A 22,156-nucleotide genomic window follows, 5' to 3' on the forward strand; every position below is an offset into this window, starting at 1 on the left:
GATTGTAATAATATACAACTATAAAATTTTTCGATAATTCAATATTGTTTATTATTTCTGAATAGAAGGATTACTTTCTCTTGAAAACGTTTGGCGACAAGAGGGGGAAAGGGGAGCTAGCATGAGCACACTTTTAGAAGTGAATAATTTAAAGACTTATTTTTTTAGAAAAAAGGAGCCGATCCCTGCGGTGGACGGAGTCGATTTCTACATCAAAAAAGGCGAAACCGTCGCGCTTGTAGGCGAATCGGGCTCCGGCAAAAGTATTACTTCATTATCTATTATGGGTCTCGTCCAGAGCTCAGGCGGAAAAATCATGGACGGCACGATTAAACTCGAAGACAAGGACCTCACCTCATTCACTGAAAATGACTATTGCAAAATCCGCGGAAACGAAGTATCCATGATCTTTCAAGAACCAATGACCTCCCTTAATCCGGTGTTAACGATCGGAGAACAAATTACCGAAGTGCTGATTTACCATAAAAACATGAAGAAAAAAGAAGCGCATCAAAGAGCCGTCGAACTCTTGAAGATGGTTGGGTTTTCGAGAGCTGAGCAAATGATGAAGGAATACCCGCACCGTCTATCTGGCGGCATGAGACAGAGGGTAATGATTGCCATCGCGCTCAGCTGTAATCCAAAACTGCTTATTGCCGATGAACCGACCACGGCGTTAGACGTGACGATACAAGCCCAAGTGCTGGAGCTAATGAAAGATCTCTGCCAGAAGTTTGATACTTCAATTTTGCTGATTACACATGACTTAGGAGTCGTATCGGAAGCAGCCGACAGAGTCATTGTCATGTACTGCGGACAAGTCGTAGAAAATGCCTCAGTCGATGAGTTATTTTTAGAGCCCCTTCATCCTTATACAGAAGGCCTGCTTATGTCTATTCCAGTCATAGATGGAGAGATTGATAAATTAAATGCGATTAAAGGCAGCGTGCCGACACCAGATAATCTGCCGCCGGGGTGCCGTTTTGCTCCTAGGTGCCCAAAAGCGATGGATAAATGCTGGACCCATCAGCCTTCGCTTTTGACACACAAAAGCGGAAGGTCAGTGAGATGCTTTTTATACGAGGAAGAAGGTGCCGAACAATCATGACAGCAGCTAATCAGGAAACAATTTTAGAACTTCGGGACGTAAAAAAATATTTCCCGATCCGCTCAGGTTTTTTTCAAAGAAAAGTTGGTGATGTGAAAGCGGTGGACGGTGTTTCGTTTTCTTTAAAAAAAGGAGAAACACTCGGAATCGTTGGAGAGTCGGGCTGCGGAAAATCGACTGCCGGCCGAACGATGATCAGGCTGTACAAACCGACTGAAGGCCAGATTCTCTTTAAGGGACAGGATATTTCCAATCTGTCAGAGGAGAATTTACGAAAAAACGTCCGCAAAAATATTCAGATGGTCTTTCAAGATCCATTTGCTTCGCTGAATCCAAGAAAAACGCTGCGGTCTATTATTAAGGAGCCTTTTAACACACATCACATGTACACGATGCGAGAACGAAATGAGAAAGTCGAAGAGCTGCTTGCGAGAGTAGGCCTTCATCCGTCGTTTGCCTCACGCTATCCTCATGAATTTTCAGGCGGGCAGCGTCAGCGGATCGGCATTGCGAGAGCCCTCACGCTGAATCCGGAGCTTATTATTGCAGACGAACCGGTTTCTGCACTTGATGTATCGATACAGGCCCAGGTCATCAACTTAATGGAAGAATTGCAGGAAGAATTTAATCTGACGTATCTATTTATCTCTCACGATTTAAGTGTCGTCCGCCATATCAGCGACAGAGTGGGGGTAATGTACCTTGGCAAAATGATGGAACTGACCGATAAGCACGAGTTATATGACAATCCGCTGCACCCATACACCCAAGCACTTTTATCATCTGTCCCGGTTACAAGAAAAAAAGGATCTGTCAAACGCGAACGCATCGTCCTGAAAGGAGAACTGCCCAGCCCGGCCAATCCGCCAAAAGGCTGTGTTTTCCATACGAGATGTCCCGTTGCAAAACCAATATGCAAGGAACAAATACCAGAATTCAAAGAAGCTGCTCCCAGCCATTTTGTGGCTTGTCACCTTTATAGCTAACTGTCGCGCGCACAGCTTTGAGAGGGGGTATGCTACTACATAAACAGCAGCTAAGAAGAACGAACATTTCAAGAGGGGGAATATCTAATGAAAAGACGTAAAACCGCACTGATGATGCTAAGTGTATTAATGGTGATGGCCATCTTTTTATCGGCCTGCTCGGGATCGAAATCAAGCAGCAGCGAGAAAAAATCAACCGGCAAACCGCAGCAGGGCGGGGACTTGGTTGTTGGTTCAATCGGTGCCCCGACACTTTTCAACTCATTATATTCAACGGATGAATCGAGTACAGATATAGAACAAATGATTTACAGCTTTTTAACAAAGACAGATGAAAAATTAAATGTCAAAATGTCATTGGCTGAGAGTGTCAAAGAGCTGGATGGCGGACTGAAATATGATGTAAAAATCAAAAAAGGCGTTAAGTTTCATGACGGAGAAGAACTTACTGCTGACGATGTAGTATTTACGTTTAACATCCCGCTGAACAAGGACTACAAAGGTGAGCGCGGCTCTAACTTTGAAATGCTGAAATCAGTAGAGAAAAAGGGAGATTACGAGGTTTTATTTACCCTGAAATACAAAGACCCTAACTTCTATAACAATACATTAGACAGCTACGGCATTCTTCCGGAGCATATTTTAAAAGATGTACCGGTTGCGCAGCTTGAAGATAATGAATTTAACAGAAAAAATCCAATCGGCTCAGGGCCTTTCAAATTTAAAGAATGGAAAGATGGGCAATACGTCAAGCTCGTTGCCAATGATGATTACTATGACGGGCGTCCGTATTTAGACAGTGTCACGTATAAAATCATTCCTGATGCCAATGCTGCGGTTGCCCAGCTTCAAGCGGGGGATATTGATTTCTTTAACGTTCCGTCAACTGATTATAAGACAGCCGAATCGTTTAATAATGTCAAGGTTGTAACAGACTTGGCGCTGAGCTACTCATATATCGGCTGGAATGAGAAAAACGAGCTCTTTAAAGATAAAAAAGTACGCCAAGCGCTCACCACCGCTTTAGACCGTGAAACGATGGTGCAAACTGTATTGGATGGAGACGCGGAAGTCGCTTATATTCCGGAAAGCCCGGCTTCCTGGAACTATCCGAAAGGCGTAGAAGTGCCTAAATTTAAATACAACGTGAAAAAAGCGAAGAAGATGCTGAAAGAAGCCGGCTGGGAAGATACTGACGGTGACGGCATCTTAGATAAAGACGGCAAAAAATTCGAGTTTACGCTGAAAACGAACCAAGGAAATAAGGTGCGTGAGGATATTGCAGTTGTTGTCCAAGAACAGCTGAAGAAAGTCGGTATTAAAGTAACGCCGCAAATCGTGGAATGGAGTGCGCTTGTTGAACAAACCAGTGCCCCTAATTGGGACTATGACGCAATGGTATTAGGCTGGAGTCTGTCCACTTTCCCGGATCATTACGATATCTTCCATTCAAGCCAGTCTGAAAAAGGCTTAAATAACATGTGGTACAAAAACCCTGAAGTTGATAAGCTTCTGAAAGACGCAAAATCAATCAGTGACCGGAAGGAATACTCTAAGGCCTATGAAAAAATTTATCAAAAGCTTGCTGAAGATCAGCCGTATACCTTCCTTTATTATCCAAACAACCATATGGCGATGCCGGCTAATTTAGAGGGGTATGTGTATCATCCAAAACGCGAGCTGTACCAAATTGAAAAATGGTGGCTTGCCCAATAATTTTCCCTTGCAGGGGAGGGAGCGCGTTTCCTTCCCCTTTGAATTTGAAAAAGTACAACGAAGGGGACAAGAATATGGTTACATATATCATTCGAAGAACGCTATCTTCGATTCCTATCCTATTAGGAATTACAATTTTGTCTTTCGTCATTATGAAAGCGGCTCCCGGAGACCCGATGACGCTTATGATGGACCCTACCATCAGCCAGGCAGACAGAGCGCAGTTTATTGAAAAATACGGCCTGAATGACCCGGAATACGTTCAATATTTAAAATGGCTCGGCAATATGGTTCAAGGGGATTTCGGAACGTCCATTATCAGAAAAGGAACGCCTGTTTCAGAGCTGATTATAGCAAGGCTGCCTAACACACTCCTCCTTATGCTGGTGTCGACGATTTTGGCGCTGATCATTTCAATCCCATTTGGTGTGATTTCTGCAAAAAAACCGTATTCAAAACTGGATTATGGCATTACATTTACTTCATTTATCGGTTTAGCGATCCCGAATTTTTGGTTTGGACTGATTTTAATTATGGTGTTTGCTGTAAATCTCGGCTGGTTCCCAACTGGGGGAGTCGCTACTCTTAACACGGATTTTAGCTTATTAGACCGGATTCATCATTTGTTATTACCCGCATTTGTGTTAGCTACGGCAGATATGGCTGGCTTAACGAGATATACAAGGTCAAATATGCTTGATGTGTTAAACCAAGACTATATCCGAACAGCCAGATCAAAAGGCTTTAAAGAAAATCGCGTGCTATTTAAGCATGGCTTGCGGAATGCGCTATTGCCTGTTATTACGATCTTCGGATTAATGATTCCCTCTTTTATCGGTGGAGCGGTTGTCGTAGAGCAGATTTTCACTTGGCCGGGGCTGGGAAAACTGTTTGTGGATTCGGCATTCCAGCGTGATTATCCGGTTATTATGGCAATGACCGTAATTTCAGCGGTGCTTGTCGTGGTCGGAAACCTCGTTGCAGACATCCTTTACGCGATTGTTGATCCGCGGATCGAATATTAAGAGGAGGGAAACAGAGATGTCAGAGCTGCAAACAACTCCCTCGCCGGAGATCAGACTGAAAGAAAACATTTCGAAAAAACCAGAGACGATGACCAAGATATTCTGGGAAAAATTTTCGAAAAACAAGCTGGCCATTCTAGGTGCCGTCATTCTGTTTATCATTGTTATGTCGGCTGTTTTCGCTCCTTTGATTGCACCTTATCCCCAAGAGCAGCAAAGCTTGCTTGATAAGTATAAAGCGCCGGGTCTTGAACATTTGATGGGAACGGATAAATTCGGCCGCGATATTTTCAGCCGGATTTTATATGGAGCGCGCGTCTCTTTATTGGTCGGTTTTGCTTCTGTAGTCGGTTCTATTTTAATCGGAACTGTATTAGGGGCGTTAGCAGGTTATTTCAGAGGAATTGTCGACGCTGTCATTATGCGTTTAGTCGACATTGTATTATCCATTCCGGATATTTTCTTGCTGATCACGCTGGTTACCATTTTCAAGCCTGGCGTGGACAAACTGATTTTAATTTTCTGTCTCACCGGCTGGACAACAACGGCACGATTGGTAAGAGGAGAGTTTCTATCGCTTCGTTCAAGGGAATACGTTCTGGCTGCTAAAACAATCGGAACGAAGACTCACAAAATTATCTTTTCACATATTCTCCCCAATGCATTAGGGCCGATTATTGTGTCAGCAACATTAAAGGTAGGTTCAGTTATTCTCGCTGAGTCCGCGCTTAGCTACTTAGGCTTTGGGATCCAGCCGCCAATCGCAAGCTGGGGAAATATGCTTCAAGACGCACAAAATTTCACAGTGATGATTCAAGCATGGTGGTACCCATTATTTCCCGGGCTATTTATTTTAATTACCGTGCTGTGCTTCAACTTTGTCGGTGACGGCTTGCGGGATGCTCTGGATCCCAAAAATATTAAATAAAAATGAAAATCATGTTCGTTAGAAAATGTAACGAATTCCTAAAGTAAGCAGATTTCCTTTGTCAGAAAATATACGAGGGAGTCTGCTTTTTGTGTTTATAACAGAAACCCAATTATTCCAGATTTCCTCAATCTCTATGGAATAATTTCTCTGCACCTTGCCTATACTGTGGACAACAGTTTTTATAAAGTGAGGGGTTAGAGATGTTATTTCTTCATGATGTGTGGGTCAATTGGTTTGAAGGGGAAGAAAATGGCTACAATGTATGCCACTTTCATGAATGGCGCAAGGAAGATACGGTTGAGCTTTTGGATCAGGTGCCTCTCTTAAGGGTGCCGTCAGTATTGTTTCATTACATAGAAAACGATTTGTCAGAGCTTCCGAAAGATTTGCTTGAAGAGGTTCATCAAAAATCGTACATTCGCAAAAATCATGAACGCACAAAGCTGGAGTATTGTTTTGTTGTGACGGACGGAATCGGCATTTTGGCTGTTGATACAATCGGCTACACGATCCCTGTCAGAAAAAGCCGCCTTATCCCGCGGCAGGAGCAGCTCGTGTATGAAATGGTGAAAGATGTAGAGCCGGAAACGTATGAATTTGAGCCGAAGAAGCTGGAGTCCTTAAAAGAATATCATATCTTATCATTGGCACCAGAGCACGTCAGAGGATTAACGAGAAAAGAGCGGCAAATTAAGCAGCTTATGTTTATGGCGCTGGATCAATTAAAAGGGCTGAAAAACCGTGCGGAGATTGGCTACTGGTACACAGAGTGGAACCCGCATATGTATGAACAAATCAAACGGATGAGCTTTGAAGAGATTTGGGACATGCTGTATAACGAAACCATTGAAGGCTGGTCGGACAAGCATTTGGCTTTTTGCGAAAACCTGATCAAAGGACAGCCTTTTTTCGAGAAGCTTTGGGAAATAGAAAATGAATCAAAGGTAAATTAAAAAAAACCGCTCTTGCAAATCGCAAGAGCGGTCTTTTTGTTATCGTCTTTTTCGGCCGAGACCCATGGCATTTTCCATTTTTTTGAGCATTTTGTTTGCTGTCCGGTTCGCCCGCTCAGCGCCTTCATCAAGAATCCGGTCTAATTCTTCGGACTCAATCAGTTCATGATAACGGTCTTGAATTGGCTTCAATGCGCCGACTACCACTTCTGCCAAATCACCTTTGAACTCGCCATAGCCCTTTCCTTCGTATTTCGCTTCAAGCTCTTCAATCGTCGTATTGCCGAGAATTGAATAAATCGTAAGAAGATTGGAAACGCCGGGTTTGTTTTCTTTATCAAATTTTACAATACCTTCAGAATCTGTCACAGCGCTTTTGATTTTCTTTTCAAGCTGCTTTGGTTCGTCCAGCAATGTAATAAAAGATTTCTGGTTTGGATCAGATTTACTCATTTTCTTCAGCGGGTCAGTCAAAGACATGATCCGAGCGCCTACTTTTGGAATCTTCACTTCCGGAATTGTAAAGATGTCGTTATATTTTTTGTTAAATCGCTCTGCAAGGTTTCGTGTCAGCTCAAGATGCTGCTTTTGATCCTCGCCGACAGGCACAAGATCAGTTCCGTACAGCAGAATGTCAGCAGCCATCAGCGGCGGGTACGTTAACAGGCCCGAGACAACTGCTTCTTTGCCATTTGACTTGTCCTTAAATTGAGTCATTCGTTCAAGCTCGCCGATATAAGCGACGCACTGCATCATCCATCCGGCCTGTGCATGTGCGGGAACCTCTGATTGAATAAACAGCGTTGCCTTTTCAGGGTCGAGACCGACAGCTAGATAAAGCGCAGCCAGACTGCGGATGTTTTTTCTCAGCTGAAGCCGATCCTGAGGCACTGTGATCGCATGCTGGTCTACTATGCAAAAATAGCTGTGATAATCATGCTGCAGTTCGACAAACTGCTTCATTGCACCGATGTAGTTGCCGAGTGTAACGGAACCGCTTGGCTGGATGCCTGAAAAAATCGTCTGTTTCATTGGAAAATCAACCTCATTTCTTAGAACATAATAAAAAAGGCTCATTCTTCCCCTATAAAAAAGGGACGAATGAACCGTGGTACCACCCTGATTATTCCATTAAAATGGAATCACTCTGACGTTTGTAACGGAGACTGCTCCGGCTGAGCCTACTTTTTGGTTCGGTCAGCTGCTCCAAAGTCCATTCCACATTGCCCGTTATCTGCTCCCAGCACCGCAGACTCTCTTCAAACGGGTGAAATGCGTACTACTCTTTTTCATAGCAAGCTTTTCTTTTGATTGCTTCATTATAAATCAATTATAACCAATTGTCATCCTGAAAAAACGTTCTTTTTGCATGAAAATTGTAATGATATAAATAAAAGAACAGTTGTAAATCGCCCAAATGATAACCGCTCTCAGCAGTTAAACAGCTAGATATTATATGTATAAAGCAATATGGATTGGAAAATCCTAAAATAGTTTTTAATCAATTTATGCTTTAAACGGTAGAAGGATATCGCGTTATTGGCAGAAAAACTAACGAAGTTTAAAAATTTTAAATTGATAAAATAATATTGCAATAAAGAATTTGTTTCATTATAATGAACTTGTTCACTCTATTGTTACAGCTTTTTTACAAAAATAATCAGAAAAGACGGAACAGAATAAAAGTTATGTAAACTTAGGTTCATTTGTCTGATATTTCTGAGGATTTAGCCGTAAGGAGCTGAAAAAATGATTATTAGGGGGTTTGTGGATATGAAAAAACGTTGGTCGATTGTCACGTTAATGCTCATTTTCACTCTCGTGCTGAGCGCATGCGGCTTTGGCGGCAGCGGTTCAAACGGTGATGGGAAAAAAGACAGCAAAGGGAAGACGACACTTAACATTAATATTAAAACTGAGCCGTTCTCCTTACATCCCGGATTGGCAAATGACTCGGTATCAGGCGGTGTTATCCGTCAGACTTTTGAAGGATTGACACGTATTAATGCAGAGGGTGAGCCTGAAGAAGGCGCAGCTTCTAAAATTGAAACAAGCAAAGATGGAAAAACCTATACGTTTACGATTCGTGATGATGCAAAGTGGTCAAACGGTGACCCTGTCACAGCGCAAGATTTTGAATATGCATGGAAATGGGCGCTTGATCCTAATAACGAATCACAATACGCTTACCAGCTCTACTACATAAAAGGTGCTGAGGCGGCAAATACCGGTAAAGGCAGCCTTGATGATGTGGCAGTGAAAGCTGAAAACGATAAGACATTAAAGGTTGAACTAAACAACCCGACTCCATACTTCACTGAATTAACAGCATTCTATACTTATATGCCGATTAACAAAAAAATTGCAGAGAAAAACAAAAAGTGGAACACAAATGCCGGAGACGATTATGTGTCAAACGGGCCATTTAAGATGACGGCATGGAAACACAGCGGATCTATCGATCTTGAAAAGAATGATCAATACTGGGATAAAGACAAAGTCAAACTGAAGAGTATCAATATGGTTATGATCAACAATAACAATACTGAACTCAAAAAATTCCAAGCTGGCGAACTTGATTGGGCTGGTTTGCCGCTCGGACAGCTTCCGACTGAATCGCTTCCTAGCTTGAAAAAAGACGGTTCTTTACATGTTGAGCCGATGGCGGGTGTGTATTGGTACAAATTCAATACTGAAGCAAAGCCGTTAGACAACGTCAATATCCGCAAAGCATTATCTTATGCGATTGACCGCCAATCGATTGTTAAAAACATTACACAGGGTGAACAAATCCCGGCAATGGCTGCGGTGCCGCCGACAATGAAGGGATTTGAAGATAACAAAGAAGGCTACTACAAAGACAACGATGTCAAAACGGCAAAAGAATATCTTGAAAAAGGCCTGAAAGAAATGGGCTTAAGCAAGGCATCTGACCTTCCGAAAATCAAGTTGTCTTATAACACTGATGATGCACATGCAAAAATCGCTCAGGCAGTGCAAGAAATGTGGAAGAAAAATTTAGGCGTGGATGTAGAGCTTGATAACTCAGAATGGAATGTATATATTGATAAGCTTCACAGCCAAGATTATCAAATCGGCCGTATGGGCTGGCTTGGCGACTTCAACGATCCGATTAACTTCCTTGAGCTGTTCCGTGACAAAGACGGAGGAAATAACGATACCGGCTGGGAAAATCCAGAATTCAAAAAACTTCTGAACCAGTCACAAACTGAAACTGATCCAACTAAACGTGCTGAGCTGCTGAAAAAAGCTGAAGGTATTTTCATTGATGAAATGCCAGTAGCGCCAGTTTATTTTTATACGATTCCTTGGGTGCAAGACGAAAATCTGAAAGGAACCATCATTACTGGAACCGGAGAAATTTATTTCAGAAACGCGTACTTTCAATAAGTCTTATTTGTGAAAACAAAAACCTCAAGGTATATGGGGACTTATTTCCCATATACCTTTCTTACTGAAGGATTGTAAAAATGTAAAAATCATGGAGGTGTTCCCCCTTGCTAAAATATATTGGAAGACGCTTAGTCTATATGATTATCACATTATTTGTGATTGTAACCGTGACATTCTTCTTAATGCAAGCAGCACCGGGCGGGCCGTTTTCGGGTGAGAAAAAGCTTCCGCCTGAAATTGAAGCAAACTTAAATGCGCATTATGGCTTGGACAAGCCGCTGTTTGTACAATATGCGAGCTATTTGAAATCAGTTGCAATGTGGGATTTCGGACCGTCATTTAAATATAAAGGTCAGAGTGTCAATGACCTGATCAGTTCAGGTTTCCCCGTTTCATTCACTCTTGGAGCAGAAGCTATTCTCCTCGCTTTAGCGTTTGGTGTACTGTTTGGGGTCATTGCAGCCCTTTACCATAATAAGTGGCAGGATTATACCGTCGCGATTTTAACGATCTTTGGTATTTCAGTTCCGAGCTTTATCATGGCGGCTGTGCTGCAATATGTGTTCTCCATGAAGCTTGAGCTGTTTCCGGTCGCGGGGTGGGAGTCCTGGTCATACACCTTTTTGCCTTCCATCGCACTTGCTTCCATGCCGATGGCGTTTATTGCCAGACTTTCCCGTTCAAGCATGATCGAAGTGTTAAACAGTGATTATATTCGCACAGCGAAAGCAAAAGGGCTGTCGCGTCCTGCAGTTACAGTGCGGCACGCCATCCGAAACGCGCTGTTGCCAGTCGTTACATATATGGGCCCTATGGCCGCTCAAGTTTTAACTGGAAGCTTTATCATTGAAACCATTTTTGGTATCCCGGGGCTTGGTTCACACTTCGTAAACAGTATTACAAACCGTGATTATACGGTCATTATGGGTGTAACGGTGTTCTTCAGTGTCATCCTGCTATTGTGTGTATTAATCGTAGACGTGTTATACGGCATTATTGATCCAAGAATCAAGCTTTCCAAAGCAAAGAAAGGAGCCTAGGCCATGCAGAACATTCCAAAAAACATGTTTGAACCAGCCGCAGCGAATGCCGGCGATGCTGAGAAAATAAGTAAAAAGAGCCTTTCCCTCTGGAAAGATGCGATGTTACGCTTCCGCAGCAATAAGCTTGCGATGGTCGGGCTTGTTATTATTGTTCTCATTATTCTCATGGCGATTTTTGCGCCTGTTTTCTCAAAATATGATTATTCGACTACCAATCTCTTAAATGCGGATAAGCCGCCTTCAAAAGATCACTGGTTCGGGACTGATGATCTAGGAAGGGACATTTTCGTCCGTACATGGGTAGGTGCGCGAATTTCAATCTTTATCGGTGTCGCAGCCGCTGTTCTTGACTTGCTGATCGGTGTTATTTGGGGCAGTATTTCAGGGTTCCGCGGAGGCAGAACAGATGAGATTATGATGCGTATCGCAGATATCCTTTGGGCTGTTCCTTCATTATTAATGGTTATCCTGCTGATGGTCGTTCTTCCGAAAGGGCTGTTAACGATTATTATTGCCATGACGATTACGGGCTGGATTAACATGGCCAGAATCGTTCGCGGACAAGTGCTGCAGCTGAAGAACCAGGAATACGTGCTTGCGTCGCAGACACTCGGGGCGAAAACATCCCGTCTGCTGTTTAAACATATCGTGCCGAACGCAATGGGCTCTATTTTAGTCACGATGACACTGACTGTTCCAACCGCGATTTTTACAGAAGCCTTTTTAAGCTATTTAGGACTTGGTGTTCCGGCTCCTCTTGCAAGCTGGGGAACGATGGCTTCTGACGGATTGCCTGCATTGACCTATTATCCGTGGCGTTTGTTTTTCCCTGCCGGTTTTATCTGCATTACCATGTTTGGTTTTAACGTTGTCGGCGATGGATTAAGAGACGCATTGGATCCTAAGTTACGTAAATAAGGGAGTGATACGGGTGACACGCCTATTAGAAGTAAAAGATTTAGCGATTTCATTTAAAACATACGGCGGAGAGGTCCAGGCGATCCGCGGAGTGAATTTCCATCTGAATAAAGGTGAAACATTGGCAATCGTCGGGGAGTCAGGATCTGGAAAAAGTGTGACATCTCAAGCGATCATGAAGCTGATACCGATGCCCCCGGGTTATTTTAAACGCGGTGAGATTTTATTTGACGGCAAGGATTTAGTGCCGCTGTCCGAAAAAGAAATGCAAAATGTACGGGGGAAAGAGATCGGAATGATATTCCAAGATCCGATGACCTCTTTAAATCCGACAATGAAAGTCGGCAAACAAATTACGGAAGTGCTGTTTAAACACGAAAACATTTCAAAGGAAGCTGCGAAAAAACGTGCTGTTGAGCTGCTGGATTTAGTAGGTATCCCAATGCCGGAAAAACGGGTCAACCAATTTCCGCACGAGTTTTCAGGCGGGATGAGACAGCGTGTCGTCATTGCGATGGCGCTTGCAGCGAATCCGAAGCTTCTGATTGCCGATGAGCCGACAACTGCTCTTGATGTAACGATACAAGCGCAGATTCTGGAGTTGATGAAGGATTTACAAAAGAAAATTGACACGTCTATTATCTTTATCACTCACGATCTCGGTGTTGTGGCTAACGTTGCTGACAGGGTCGCTGTCATGTACGCGGGACAGATTGTAGAAACCGGCACGGTAGACGAAATTTTTTACGATCCGAGACATCCGTATACTTGGGGGCTGCTGGCATCCATGCCGACACTTGACAGCTCAGGAGACGAACAGCTGACGGCAATCCCGGGCACGCCGCCTGATTTGACAAATCCACCAAAAGGAGATGCCTTTGCGCTCCGGAGTCCATATGCGATGAAAATTGATTTTGAACAGGAGCCGCCAATGTTTAAGGTTTCCGATACGCATTATGTGAAATCGTGGCTGCTTCATCCTGATGCGCCAAAGGTAGAGCCGCCTGAAGCGGTAAAAGCGAAAATGCGGACGCTGGCGAATACGTATCAAAAACCTGTCTTAGTGAGAGAAGGTGAATAAATTGACGGAGAAACTATTAGAAATCAAACATTTAAAACAGCACTTTGTTACACCGAGAGGAACGGTTAAGGCCGTAGATGACCTGTCGTTTGATATCTATAGAGGCGAAACATTGGGTCTTGTTGGTGAATCCGGCTGCGGTAAATCGACAACAGGCCGAAGCATCATTCGGCTGTACGAAGCAACTGATGGCGAGGTGCTGTTTAACGGTGAAAATGTTCACGGTAAAAAATCTCGCAAAAAGCTGCTTGAATTCAACCGCAAAATGCAAATGATTTTCCAGGACCCATATGCATCGCTGAATCCGAGAATGACAGTCGCAGATATTATTGCAGAAGGCCTCGACATTCATAAGCTGACCAAAACGAAGAAAGAGCGTATGCAACGGGTTCATGAGCTCCTGCAAACAGTCGGTTTAAACAAGGAGCATGCCAACCGTTATCCGCATGAATTTTCCGGCGGACAGCGGCAAAGAATCGGGATCGCGAGAGCTCTTGCCGTTGATCCTGAATTTATTATCGCCGATGAACCGATTTCTGCATTGGATGTGTCTATTCAGGCACAGGTTGTGAACTTAATGAAAGAACTCCAAAAGGAAAAAGGGCTCACCTACTTGTTTATCGCTCATGATTTATCAATGGTCAAATACATCAGCGACCGTATCGGAGTGATGTATTTCGGAAAACTGGTTGAACTTGCGCCGGCAGATGAACTTTACGAAAACCCGCTACACCCGTATACAAAATCATTGCTTTCTGCCATTCCGCTTCCTGACCCGGATTATGAGAGAAATCGTGTACGCCAGAAATACGATCCGTCCGTGCATCGATTAAAGGATGGAGAAAAGATGGAATTCCGTGAAGTAAAACCAGGTCATTTTGTGATGTGCACGGAAGAAGAATTTAAAGCCTATTCATAAGTTGAAAATCCTTCAAAACAAATGTTTTGAAGGATTTTTTTATACAGGCTGATAGAAAGTAAGAGGCATATCTTTTACAATTAGAGGAAAAACGGAGGCGAACACTATTCAAATTATTCATCAGAAAAACGTCTTTGCGCTGTTTCTGTCGCAATCTCTGCAATCTTTAGCTGGAGTACTGGTGACAATCGTTTTAATGGTAAGGGTCTATCAAATGACCGACTCTGTCTTTTTTTCGGGTCTTATTTTATCATTCATGTCGTTTGCAAGTGTTGCGGCAAGCTTTTGCATTTCAGATGCACTCCATAAGCTTGGTTTTAAAAAGGTGCTTGCCGGTGCAAGCCTGCTGAGAGCGGTTTTTGCGATGCTAATCGCATACAGTGTCAGCCAAAACGGAATTTCCTCCTTGATCATGACGCTGCTGTTTGTTTTTTGTTTTTCATTTTTGGGCGCTTTTTTTCAGCCGGCAAGGTTCGCGCTGCTGCCTGTCATTGTTTCAAAAGAGCATTACGTGAAAGCAAACGGCGTGATTTCACTCGCTAATCAATTGTTTTTAACAGCTGGCTGGGGACTTGGAGGTTTTCTTACATATGCTGTATCTTTTGAGTTCGTTGTCGGCAGTGCCATATGCCTGTTTGTTTTTTCCGGAGCTTTCATCAGCCTGCTTCATGTGAACGATGAAGGAACGAAAAGAACAGCTGAAGCAGCATCTGCCAGAAGTGTATGGAAGGATTTGATGACAACCCCGATTGTAAGAGACATCACTGCAATGGACATGATAGAAGCTCTTGCCGGCTCAGTTTGGTCATCTGCCATTCTTTTGGCTTTTACAGTGGCTGTTCTGCATGAAACAGAAGTGTGGTGGGGAATCTTTAACGCTTCTTATTTTATAGGTGCTATGATCGGCAGTGTCATCGCCATCCATTTTTCTGCATTTTTTGAGCGAAACATGGGGTACGTGATTATATTCAGCTCACTTGTGATGTCAGTGCTGACATTTTTCTTTGCGATTTCTCCCTTGCCGTTTTTATGCGCCCTGGCTTGCGCGGCAATGGGGCCTTTTTATCAGGTCAGAGATATTTGTCAGGAAACCGTATTGCAGGAGGTCATTCCGGCACATAAGCGCATCGGGATCATGGCTGCCAAAAACGCGCTGTTGACTCCTTGGTCTGGTGTTACTTATTCCATCATGGGACTGCTGGCTGATGCTGCCGGTGCAAAAACAGCTTTTATTTCGGCGGCTGTATTATACGGCATGACTTTTTTGATTGCGTTGGCGCAGCCCGGCCTGAGTCATTACAAACGGAAAAAACACGCGAATTGAGCATGACCAAACATCTCCGGTGGAACGACGAATCGTCTTACTTGCCGAAAAAAAAATGAAACCATGCGGAAAGTTCGTACGTCTTTATAGATGTAAGGCTGTTTAAACAAGAAGAAATGGGGTATATCTAAAAGTATGAAGACAACGAACTCATAAGGAGCAAATCAATGAACTGGTACGAAAAGCTTAGCGAGTACTTTCCAATTGAAGAATTGAAATCAAAAGCGCATATGGAAGCTCTTTTGAAAGAGCGAAGCGATATTTATCATAAAGACGAAGGCAAGCATCATATTTTAATGTTTGCGGAATTTGAATCTTTTATCTTCGTTGATTATCTGTATGTGTCAAAAGATGCAAGAGGGCAGGGGCTAGGGGGCAAACTGCTTGCCAAGCTGAAAAAGAAAAATAAGCCGATATTGCTTGAGGTGGAGCCTGTGGATGAAGATGATGCTGATACAGAAAAACGCCTGAGATTTTATCAAAGAGAGCATTTTAAGCATGCTCAGTCAATTGGGTACCGACGCCGGTCATTGGCTACGAATGAAGTCAACAAGATGGAGATTCTGTACTGGTCACCGAAAACAGAATCAGAAGAAGAAATTCTTGAAGCCATGAAACAGACATATGAAAACATTCATACTTATAAAGATGAGAAATGGTACGGGGAATCATACGAAAAAACGGATGAAGTCCTGACACTCATTGATGAAGAAAAGCAAAAAAATATTTTCGATGAGTTAAGCTAATTGAGAATGCAAACACATGAAAAAATAAAAATTTGCTGGATTGACACATTTTTTTCTTAGGACACTGTTCACACTTACTTTTTTATAGTATAATACCTATAAAGATTCCTTTTTTAGAGTAATTTCAATTTAAGAATAAAATAGATGTTCATCCTACTAATTAGAGGAGTGAAGATGAATGGTTACATTATACACATCACCAAGCTGTACTTCATGCAGAAAGGCGAGAGCGTGGCTCGAGGAGCATGAGATTCCTTATGTAGAAAGAAACATTTTCTCTGAACCTTTATCAATTGATGAAATAAAACAAATCTTAAGAATGACTGAGGACGGAACAGATGAGATCATCTCAACCCGTTCAAAAGTATTCCAAAAATTGAATGTGAACGTTGAATCAATGCCGCTGCAAGACTTGTACCGCTTGATCAACGAGCACCCAGGGTTGCTTCGCCGTCCGATCATCATCGATGAAAAACGTTTGCAGGTCGGATACAACGAAGACGAAATCAGACGTTTCCTGCCAAGAAAAGTCCGCTCTTTCCAATTAAGAGAAGCACAGCGTTTGGCAAACTAATAGATCGCACGTTAAAAAGAAGGCTGAGACATCATCAGCCTTCTTTTATTTTTCAACCTGCTGATAATAAATGCTGGCAAGGATGACAAAGACGACAGTTAAAATGGGGAGAAGCGCTTCAACGGCCCCGTGCTGAGCCATAAAAAAAGACAGCTTTTTATCCCGGACAATCATTTCTCCGCCTGTATAAGCCAATAATCCGCTTCCCGCATAAATCAATAAAGGTATTTTCTCAAGCGCGATGTGGATAAGTTTGCTGCCCCAAATAATAACCGGCACCGATACACACAGACCAATCATAACGAGAGAAAGCTCACCGTGCGACGCTCCTGCGACAGCAATAACATTGTCCAGCGACATAAACAGGTCTGCGAGTACAATTGTTCGTATGGCTTTCCACAGAGAGGTGCTGCTTTTGACGTGCTGAGCGTCTTTTTTTTCAATTAATAGCTGGTATCCCAAATATAGAAGGAAAATTCCGCCGGCGCATTGCAGGAAAGGAATATTCAAAAGATAAACCGCTGCGCTTGTTAATCCGATTCTCATCGCAACGGCGATAAATGTTCCGAGAATAATGGCTTGCTGTCTTTGCTTGTCCGGTAAATTTCGGCTGGCCATGGCGATCACGACTGCATTATCGCCGCCGAGAATCAGATCAATTCCGACGATAAGCAGCAGCGATATCAGATAGTCATGCTCCATGAATCGGCACCTCGCTTTCGTTCCATCGCTTGTACCACTAATATATGAAGCGGGAGGCAATTTATGATAGCGGTGCGGAAGACAAGCCATTTTTTGGCCGAAGATGCATTTTTATTTCTTTTGTGACTGATTTATCATAAAATAGAAATACAAAGGAATTCACACTTGCCTTGGTTCAAGGTTAAGATGTGGACGGAATGGGTAAAGTGTAGTAAAGTACTATTAATCGGGAGCTTAGATGTCCCTTCAACATCTTATATAGAAGGGAAGGTTGGCAAATGGAAATTGAAAGAATTAACGAGCATACAGTAAAATTTTATATGTCTTATGGAGATATTGAAGATCGCGGTTTTGACAGAGAAGAAATTTGGTATAACCGTGAGCGCAGTGAAGAACTATTCTGGGAAGTTATGGATGAAGTTCATGAGGAAGAGGAATTCGCTGTTGAAGGTCCTCTTTGGATTCAAGTTCAGGCACTGGACAAAGGATTAGAAATTATCGTCACCAAAGCCCAGCTTTCCAAAGACGGACAAAAGCTCGAACTGCCGATTCCTGAGGATAAAAAGCAAGAACCAGCATCTGAGGATCTTGACGCCTTGCTGGATGATTTTCAAAAAGAAGAGCAAGAAGTCAATCAGGAAGAGAAGGAGCAAAAGCTTCAATTTGTCTTACGGTTTGATGACTTCGAAGATGTAATTTCTCTATCTAAATTAAACGTTAACGGAAGTAAAACGACTTTATATTCGTTTGAGAACCGATATTATTTATATGTGGATTTTTACAATTTGACTGATGAAGAGGTTGAAAATCAGCTAAGCATCCTGTTGGAGTACGCGTCTGAATCCTCAATCAGCATACACCGTCTTGAAGAATACGGCAAGCTGGTTGTATCAGAGCACGCTCTTGAAACGATAAAAAAACACTTTGCATCATAGCAGACCGATTTCTTGACGGAAATCGGTTTTTTTCTATTTCAAAACAACATATTGAAGCTGGAAAATCAAAAACATACATATAGGCAAAACATCAGCGAACAGGAGTTCATCGGTTATTTCCAGAAAGAGTTATGAATCTGGAAAGGAGAGATGACAATTGTTTAGTGCTGTGACAGAAGACGGCCAAGTGTTTCACCTCATAGGCAGGCAGAGGAGAGAACAATTAAAGCAGACCAGGTTTTTCTGCCCGGTGTGTGCTGAGGAGCTCGATGTGAAGCTAGGGTCTCAGAAAGCGCCGCATTTTGCCCATAAACAGAACAAGTCCTGCACGATAGACATAGAACCTGAGAGCGCCTATCACTTAGAAGGAAAACGGCAGCTTTATGTATGGCTGAAAACGCAAAAGGCTTCCCCGCTCTTAGAGCCGTACGTGAAAGAGATTAAACAAAGGCCCGACATCTTGGCAAAAGTAAAGGGGGATACGCTTGCAGTTGAATACCAATGCGCGACTCTCGCTCCAGATGTCTTTCAAAAAAGAACAGCCGGTTTCAAACAAGCAGGAATGATACCGCAGTGGATTCTTGGAGGCAGCCGCTTAAAACGGACATCATCATCCTTTTACCAGCTGTCCGATTTCCATTGGCAGTTTATCAATGCCAGTCCGAACAGTGATCTGTTATGTTACTGCCCCGAAATACATTCTTTCCTGAGGCTCAGCCGCATGATCCCGTTTTACACAACCCATTTTTACTGCTCCGTCCAAACGATTCCAATCCGCCAGGCAACGGCTGAAGATTTATTTTTCACTGAACCAGATTCGTCGTTTAAGCACTCAGATTGGACAGGAGCCATTCTCCGTTTTCGCCGCAAAACTCATCGGTTTCTCTCTAAAGATATGAATCGGATCAGGCTTCTGTTTTATGAAAAACGGCAAACACCTCTCTCTTTTCTTCCGACAGAGGTGTTTGTTCCTGTAAAGAAAGGAGCTGTTTTTAAGAGTCCAGTTTTTGTATGGCAGGGCTATCTTTATCTGTTTATTACGGATCTTGGATATAAACATGCGCCCATTCGCTTTTCAGCCGTTTTGCAGCACTGCAAAATACACATTCATAAAAAGAACATTCTGCTAAGAGGCGTATACAGGGATCAGGATTTCATTGAGGCGGTTAAACAGTACATTGAGTTTTTGTGCAAGAAGGGATTTTTGAGGGAGACTCAGAAAGAAGTGTATGTGCTGGATCAGCCCGCAAAGCGCAGCCAATCATTACAGGATCTCATTGAAAAAGACAGAAGCTGTTTTATCGAATGAGTTTTCCTGATTTGGCTCACCCTAAGACAAAGGTGGTGGGCTGGTTATGAGAAGCACAAAAGGAAAGGTTTTTCGTGTTTTTACTGCTTTTTTGGCATTCGTTCTCTTCATAACTGCATATGATTTGACAAATGGCAGTGAAAAACCGGAAGATATTCACAACACAAGTTTATTGAGAAACAACCGTTTTTTCAATTGGCTTGAATCAAAGAAAACGAGGGGGATCACCATGGCTGAGGAAAAAAAAGCTAATCAACTGCCTGACCGAAGCGAGGTAAAGGCAGAGGACACATGGAGACTAGAGGATATTTTTCCTAGTGATGAGGCCTGGAATAAAGAATTTCAAGCTGTCAAAGAATTAATACCGGATTTATCTAAGTATAAAGGCAAGCTGGCTGATTCAGCTGATCATTTATACGAAGCCCTTACTTACCAAGATAAGGTGATGGAGCGTTTGGGCAAACTTTACACATACGCGCATATGCGCTCAGACCAAGATACCGGGAACTCCTTTTATCAGGGGCTTAATGATAAGGCTGGAAATCTGTATACACAGGCCGCAAGCGCAACAGCCTATCTTGTTCCGGAGATTTTATCCATAGAGGAAGACAAACTGCAGCAGTTTATTCTTGAAAAAGAAGAGCTGAAGCTTTACTCACACGCGATTGAGGAAATCACAAAGGAACGCCCGCACGTGCTGAGCGAGAAGGAAGAAGCGCTGCTGGCTGAAGCTTCTGAGGTGCTGTCTTCGTCGTCAAATACGTTCAGCGTGTTAAATAACGCCGATATTACATTCCCATCTATTAAAGATGAAGAGGGAAATGAAAAACAGATCACTCACGGCAATTTTATTAATTTCTTAGAAAGCGAAAACCGCGAAGTCCGCAAAAATGCGTTTGACGCTGTATATAAAACATACGGCCAATATAAAAACACAATGGCGACTACCTTGAGCGGGACTGTGAAAAAAGACAACTTCTACGCAAGAATGAAAAAGTACAAATCAGCACGCGAAGCTTCGCTTTCTAACAACAGTATCCCTGAAGAGGTATACGACAATCTCGTCAAAACGATTAACAAACATCTTCCGCTGCTGCATCGCTATATTGCACTGAGAAAGAAAGTGCTTGAGCTGGATGAAGTGCATATCTATGATCTGTATACACCGCTTGTGAAGGATGCGGGGATGAAGGTTACGTACGAACAAGCTAAAGATTATATGCTAAAGGGGCTTGCACCTTTAGGAGAAGAATACCGCTCTATCTTAAAAGAGGGGCTTGAAAACCGCTGGGTTGATGTTTATGAAAATAAAGGGAAACGCAACGGCGCTTACTCTTCTGGAACATACGGCACAAATCCCTATATTTTAATGAACTGGCATGATAACGTCAATAATCTCTTTACGCTGGTCCATGAGTTCGGCCACTCTGTTCACAGCTACTATACGAGAAAACATCAGCCATATCCTTACGGCAATTACAGCATCTTTGTCGCGGAAGTTGCCTCCACGACAAATGAAGCGCTGCTTGGTGAATATTTGCTGAACAATTTAGAGGACGAAAAACAGCGTTTATATATTCTCAACCATATGCTTGAGGGCTTTAGAGGAACCGTCTTCAGACAAACGATGTTTGCAGAATTTGAACATCTTATCCATATAAAAGCGCAAGAAGGAGAGCCCCTGACACCTGAGCTCCTGACCAATGTATATTATGATCTGAATAAAAAGTATTTCGGAAACGACATGGTGATTGATAAAGAAATCGGACTCGAATGGTCACGGATTCCGCATTTCTATTACAACTACTATGTATATCAGTATGCGACAGGGTACAGTGCGGCCCAGGCGTTAAGCAGCCAAATTTTGAAGGAAGGCAAGCCTGCGGTTGACCGTTATATTGACTTCCTGAAAGCGGGCAGCTCACAATATCCGATCGACATCCTGAAAAAAGCGGGCGTTGATATGACGTCTCCAGAACCGATTGAAGCTGCGTGCAAAATGTTTGAGGAAAAGCTTGATGAGATGGAAGAACTGCTGTTAAAAGTAAAGCAGTCTTAAAAAAATTGCCTGTGCATAAATGATGCACAGGCTTTTTAAAATCCTTTAAAGGTTTTCCGATGGTTCAGGCGATACAAGGTAAACAGAATAGACAGAAACAGCAGAGGGGATGTAATGTAAAGAGGCAGCATATGCATCATAGCCAATAAATTTAAACAGAAAAAAACAACAATGCACACAATTGAGATCACATTAAACATCATGGCGATCCTCCTCGTCCTTGTTCCTTACAAGCATATGAATGAAATCTGTCAGTTATGTTTTGTGACAAAAATATGAACATTAAGCTTAATGGTTGTCAACAGTCGACAACTTTTGATATGATAAGGATGTGAAATTGATCACAAACAAACATTACCCCTTTGTTTGACCGTGAAAAATTTCTCCCATCCCCTTTGTTGTCGTTAAGACAT

The 22,156-nt window shown here is 42.8% G+C and carries 21 protein-coding genes and 1 other annotated feature; of the genes, 18 read left to right on the forward strand and 3 right to left on the reverse strand.

The window, feature by feature from the left end:
- Window positions 1-121 precede the first annotated feature (121 nt).
- The 6 genes from appD to P3L57_RS06125 all read left to right on the forward strand — a co-directional run bounded on the left by appD (window position 122) and on the right by P3L57_RS06125 (window position 6,719).
- The gene (appD, locus tag P3L57_RS06100; protein ID WP_044156398.1) at window positions 122-1,108 is read left to right on the forward strand and encodes an oligopeptide ABC transporter ATP-binding protein AppD; all 987 of its coding nucleotides are present in this window, start codon (window positions 122-124) and stop codon (window positions 1,106-1,108) included.
- Complete coding sequence (gene appF, locus P3L57_RS06105) at window positions 1,105-2,094, forward strand: oligopeptide ABC transporter ATP-binding protein AppF (RefSeq protein ID WP_044156397.1); 990 nt, start codon at window positions 1,105-1,107, stop codon at window positions 2,092-2,094. The genes appD and appF overlap by 4 nt, the downstream gene beginning before the upstream one ends.
- Before the next feature lie 87 nt (window positions 2,095-2,181).
- On the forward strand, window positions 2,182-3,810 hold the full coding sequence (locus tag P3L57_RS06110) for a peptide-binding protein (RefSeq protein ID WP_069486373.1): 1,629 nt from the start codon (window positions 2,182-2,184) through the stop codon (window positions 3,808-3,810).
- A gap of 74 nt (window positions 3,811-3,884) precedes the next feature.
- On the forward strand, window positions 3,885-4,835 hold the full coding sequence (locus P3L57_RS06115) for an ABC transporter permease (protein WP_044156395.1): 951 nt from the start codon (window positions 3,885-3,887) through the stop codon (window positions 4,833-4,835).
- 16 nt (window positions 4,836-4,851) lie between these two features.
- Window positions 4,852-5,763, forward strand: coding sequence for an oligopeptide ABC transporter permease AppC (gene appC / locus P3L57_RS06120; protein ID WP_024120911.1), 912 nt, complete (start codon window positions 4,852-4,854; stop codon window positions 5,761-5,763).
- Window positions 5,764-5,966: 203 nt separating this feature from the next.
- A complete protein-coding gene (locus tag P3L57_RS06125) occupies window positions 5,967-6,719 on the forward strand; it encodes a YjbA family protein (RefSeq protein WP_069486374.1) in 753 nt (250 codons plus the stop codon).
- A 39-nt stretch (window positions 6,720-6,758) separates the two neighbouring features.
- Here P3L57_RS06125 and trpS read toward each other — a convergent pair whose 3' ends face one another.
- Window positions 6,759-7,751, reverse strand: coding sequence for a tryptophan--tRNA ligase (gene trpS, locus P3L57_RS06130; protein WP_044156771.1), 993 nt, complete (start codon window positions 7,749-7,751; stop codon window positions 6,759-6,761).
- Between the two features lie 58 nt (window positions 7,752-7,809).
- Window positions 7,810-8,021: a binding site (T-box leader), on the reverse strand.
- A 471-nt stretch (window positions 8,022-8,492) separates the two neighbouring features.
- Between trpS and oppA the strand changes: the two genes are divergently transcribed.
- The 8 genes from oppA (at window position 8,493) to spx (ending at window position 16,738) form a co-directional block, all read left to right on the forward strand.
- Window positions 8,493-10,130 (forward strand): oligopeptide ABC transporter substrate-binding protein OppA, encoded by a 1,638-nt coding sequence (oppA, locus tag P3L57_RS06135; protein WP_069486375.1) that lies wholly within the window; start codon window positions 8,493-8,495, stop codon window positions 10,128-10,130.
- A gap of 107 nt (window positions 10,131-10,237) precedes the next feature.
- Entirely contained in the window at window positions 10,238-11,173 is a 936-nt protein-coding gene (gene oppB / locus P3L57_RS06140; RefSeq protein ID WP_024120914.1) for an oligopeptide ABC transporter permease OppB, read from the forward strand.
- Between the two features lie 3 nt (window positions 11,174-11,176).
- A complete protein-coding gene (gene oppC / locus P3L57_RS06145; protein WP_024120915.1) occupies window positions 11,177-12,094 on the forward strand; it encodes an oligopeptide ABC transporter permease OppC in 918 nt (305 codons plus the stop codon).
- Window positions 12,095-12,098: 4 nt separating this feature from the next.
- A complete protein-coding gene (oppD, locus tag P3L57_RS06150) occupies window positions 12,099-13,175 on the forward strand; it encodes an oligopeptide ABC transporter ATP-binding protein OppD (RefSeq protein ID WP_082687942.1) in 1,077 nt (358 codons plus the stop codon).
- A gap of 1 nt (window position 13,176) precedes the next feature.
- Window positions 13,177-14,094, forward strand: a complete 918-nt coding sequence (oppF, locus tag P3L57_RS06155) for an oligopeptide ABC transporter ATP-binding protein OppF (RefSeq protein ID WP_024120917.1) — start codon at window positions 13,177-13,179, stop codon at window positions 14,092-14,094.
- Window positions 14,095-14,200: 106 nt separating this feature from the next.
- Entirely contained in the window at window positions 14,201-15,418 is a 1,218-nt protein-coding gene (locus tag P3L57_RS06160) for an MFS transporter (RefSeq protein ID WP_083244451.1), read from the forward strand.
- 167 nt (window positions 15,419-15,585) lie between these two features.
- Entirely contained in the window at window positions 15,586-16,164 is a 579-nt protein-coding gene (locus tag P3L57_RS06165; protein WP_059293039.1) for a GNAT family N-acetyltransferase, read from the forward strand.
- Window positions 16,165-16,342: 178 nt separating this feature from the next.
- On the forward strand, window positions 16,343-16,738 hold the full coding sequence (gene spx / locus P3L57_RS06170) for a transcriptional regulator Spx (protein ID WP_024120919.1): 396 nt from the start codon (window positions 16,343-16,345) through the stop codon (window positions 16,736-16,738).
- Between the two features lie 45 nt (window positions 16,739-16,783).
- Here the strand turns inward: spx and P3L57_RS06175 are convergent, their stop codons facing one another.
- Window positions 16,784-17,440 (reverse strand): TerC family protein, encoded by a 657-nt coding sequence (locus tag P3L57_RS06175; RefSeq protein ID WP_044156385.1) that lies wholly within the window; start codon window positions 17,438-17,440, stop codon window positions 16,784-16,786.
- A gap of 186 nt (window positions 17,441-17,626) precedes the next feature.
- On the opposite strand from P3L57_RS06175, the gene P3L57_RS06180 reads away from it, so the two are divergent.
- From P3L57_RS06180 to pepF, 4 genes are all read left to right on the forward strand, one after another.
- Window positions 17,627-17,752, forward strand: coding sequence for a hypothetical protein (locus P3L57_RS06180; protein WP_120698858.1), 126 nt, complete (start codon window positions 17,627-17,629; stop codon window positions 17,750-17,752).
- Window positions 17,719-18,375: an adaptor protein MecA gene (gene mecA / locus P3L57_RS06185; RefSeq protein ID WP_024120921.1), complete on the forward strand. Its 657-nt coding sequence runs from the start codon at window positions 17,719-17,721 to the stop codon at window positions 18,373-18,375. Before P3L57_RS06180 ends, mecA begins: the two co-directional genes overlap by 34 nt.
- A gap of 157 nt (window positions 18,376-18,532) precedes the next feature.
- Window positions 18,533-19,684 (forward strand): competence protein CoiA family protein, encoded by a 1,152-nt coding sequence (locus P3L57_RS06190; protein WP_069486377.1) that lies wholly within the window; start codon window positions 18,533-18,535, stop codon window positions 19,682-19,684.
- 229 nt (window positions 19,685-19,913) lie between these two features.
- Entirely contained in the window at window positions 19,914-21,743 is a 1,830-nt protein-coding gene (gene pepF, locus P3L57_RS06195) for an oligoendopeptidase F (protein WP_175422395.1), read from the forward strand.
- Between the two features lie 35 nt (window positions 21,744-21,778).
- Here the strand turns inward: pepF and P3L57_RS06200 are convergent, their stop codons facing one another.
- Entirely contained in the window at window positions 21,779-21,946 is a 168-nt protein-coding gene (locus tag P3L57_RS06200) for a hypothetical protein (protein ID WP_024120925.1), read from the reverse strand.
- Window positions 21,947-22,156: the final 210 nt, after the last annotated feature.

The sequence above is a fragment of the Bacillus sp. B28 genome (genome assembly GCF_029536185.1).
Lineage (GTDB): Bacteria > Bacillota > Bacilli > Bacillales > Bacillaceae > Bacillus > Bacillus halotolerans.

Bases quoted from the DNA above. Each gene is read 5' to 3' on its own strand.
- appD (WP_044156398.1), top strand. From the start codon at position 122: ATGAGCACACTTTTAGAAGTGAATAATTTAAAGACTTATTTTTTTAGA.
- P3L57_RS06180 (WP_120698858.1), top strand. From the start codon at position 17,627: ATGTGGACGGAATGGGTAAAGTGTAGTAAAGTACTATTAATCGGGAGC.
- P3L57_RS06200 (WP_024120925.1), bottom strand. From the start codon at position 21,946: ATGATGTTTAATGTGATCTCAATTGTGTGCATTGTTGTTTTTTTCTGT.
- P3L57_RS06165 (WP_059293039.1), top strand. From the start codon at position 15,586: ATGAACTGGTACGAAAAGCTTAGCGAGTACTTTCCAATTGAAGAATTG.
- trpS (WP_044156771.1), bottom strand. From the start codon at position 7,751: ATGAAACAGACGATTTTTTCAGGCATCCAGCCAAGCGGTTCCGTTACA.
- mecA (WP_024120921.1), top strand. From the start codon at position 17,719: ATGGAAATTGAAAGAATTAACGAGCATACAGTAAAATTTTATATGTCT.
- P3L57_RS06175 (WP_044156385.1), bottom strand. From the start codon at position 17,440: ATGGAGCATGACTATCTGATATCGCTGCTGCTTATCGTCGGAATTGAT.
- appF (WP_044156397.1), top strand. From the start codon at position 1,105: ATGACAGCAGCTAATCAGGAAACAATTTTAGAACTTCGGGACGTAAAA.
- oppC (WP_024120915.1), top strand. From the start codon at position 11,177: ATGCAGAACATTCCAAAAAACATGTTTGAACCAGCCGCAGCGAATGCC.
- P3L57_RS06110 (WP_069486373.1), top strand. From the start codon at position 2,182: ATGAAAAGACGTAAAACCGCACTGATGATGCTAAGTGTATTAATGGTG.
- oppA (WP_069486375.1), top strand. From the start codon at position 8,493: ATGAAAAAACGTTGGTCGATTGTCACGTTAATGCTCATTTTCACTCTC.
- P3L57_RS06125 (WP_069486374.1), top strand. From the start codon at position 5,967: ATGTTATTTCTTCATGATGTGTGGGTCAATTGGTTTGAAGGGGAAGAA.
- pepF (WP_175422395.1), top strand. From the start codon at position 19,914: ATGGCTGAGGAAAAAAAAGCTAATCAACTGCCTGACCGAAGCGAGGTA.
- spx (WP_024120919.1), top strand. From the start codon at position 16,343: ATGGTTACATTATACACATCACCAAGCTGTACTTCATGCAGAAAGGCG.
- appC (WP_024120911.1), top strand. From the start codon at position 4,852: ATGTCAGAGCTGCAAACAACTCCCTCGCCGGAGATCAGACTGAAAGAA.
- P3L57_RS06115 (WP_044156395.1), top strand. From the start codon at position 3,885: ATGGTTACATATATCATTCGAAGAACGCTATCTTCGATTCCTATCCTA.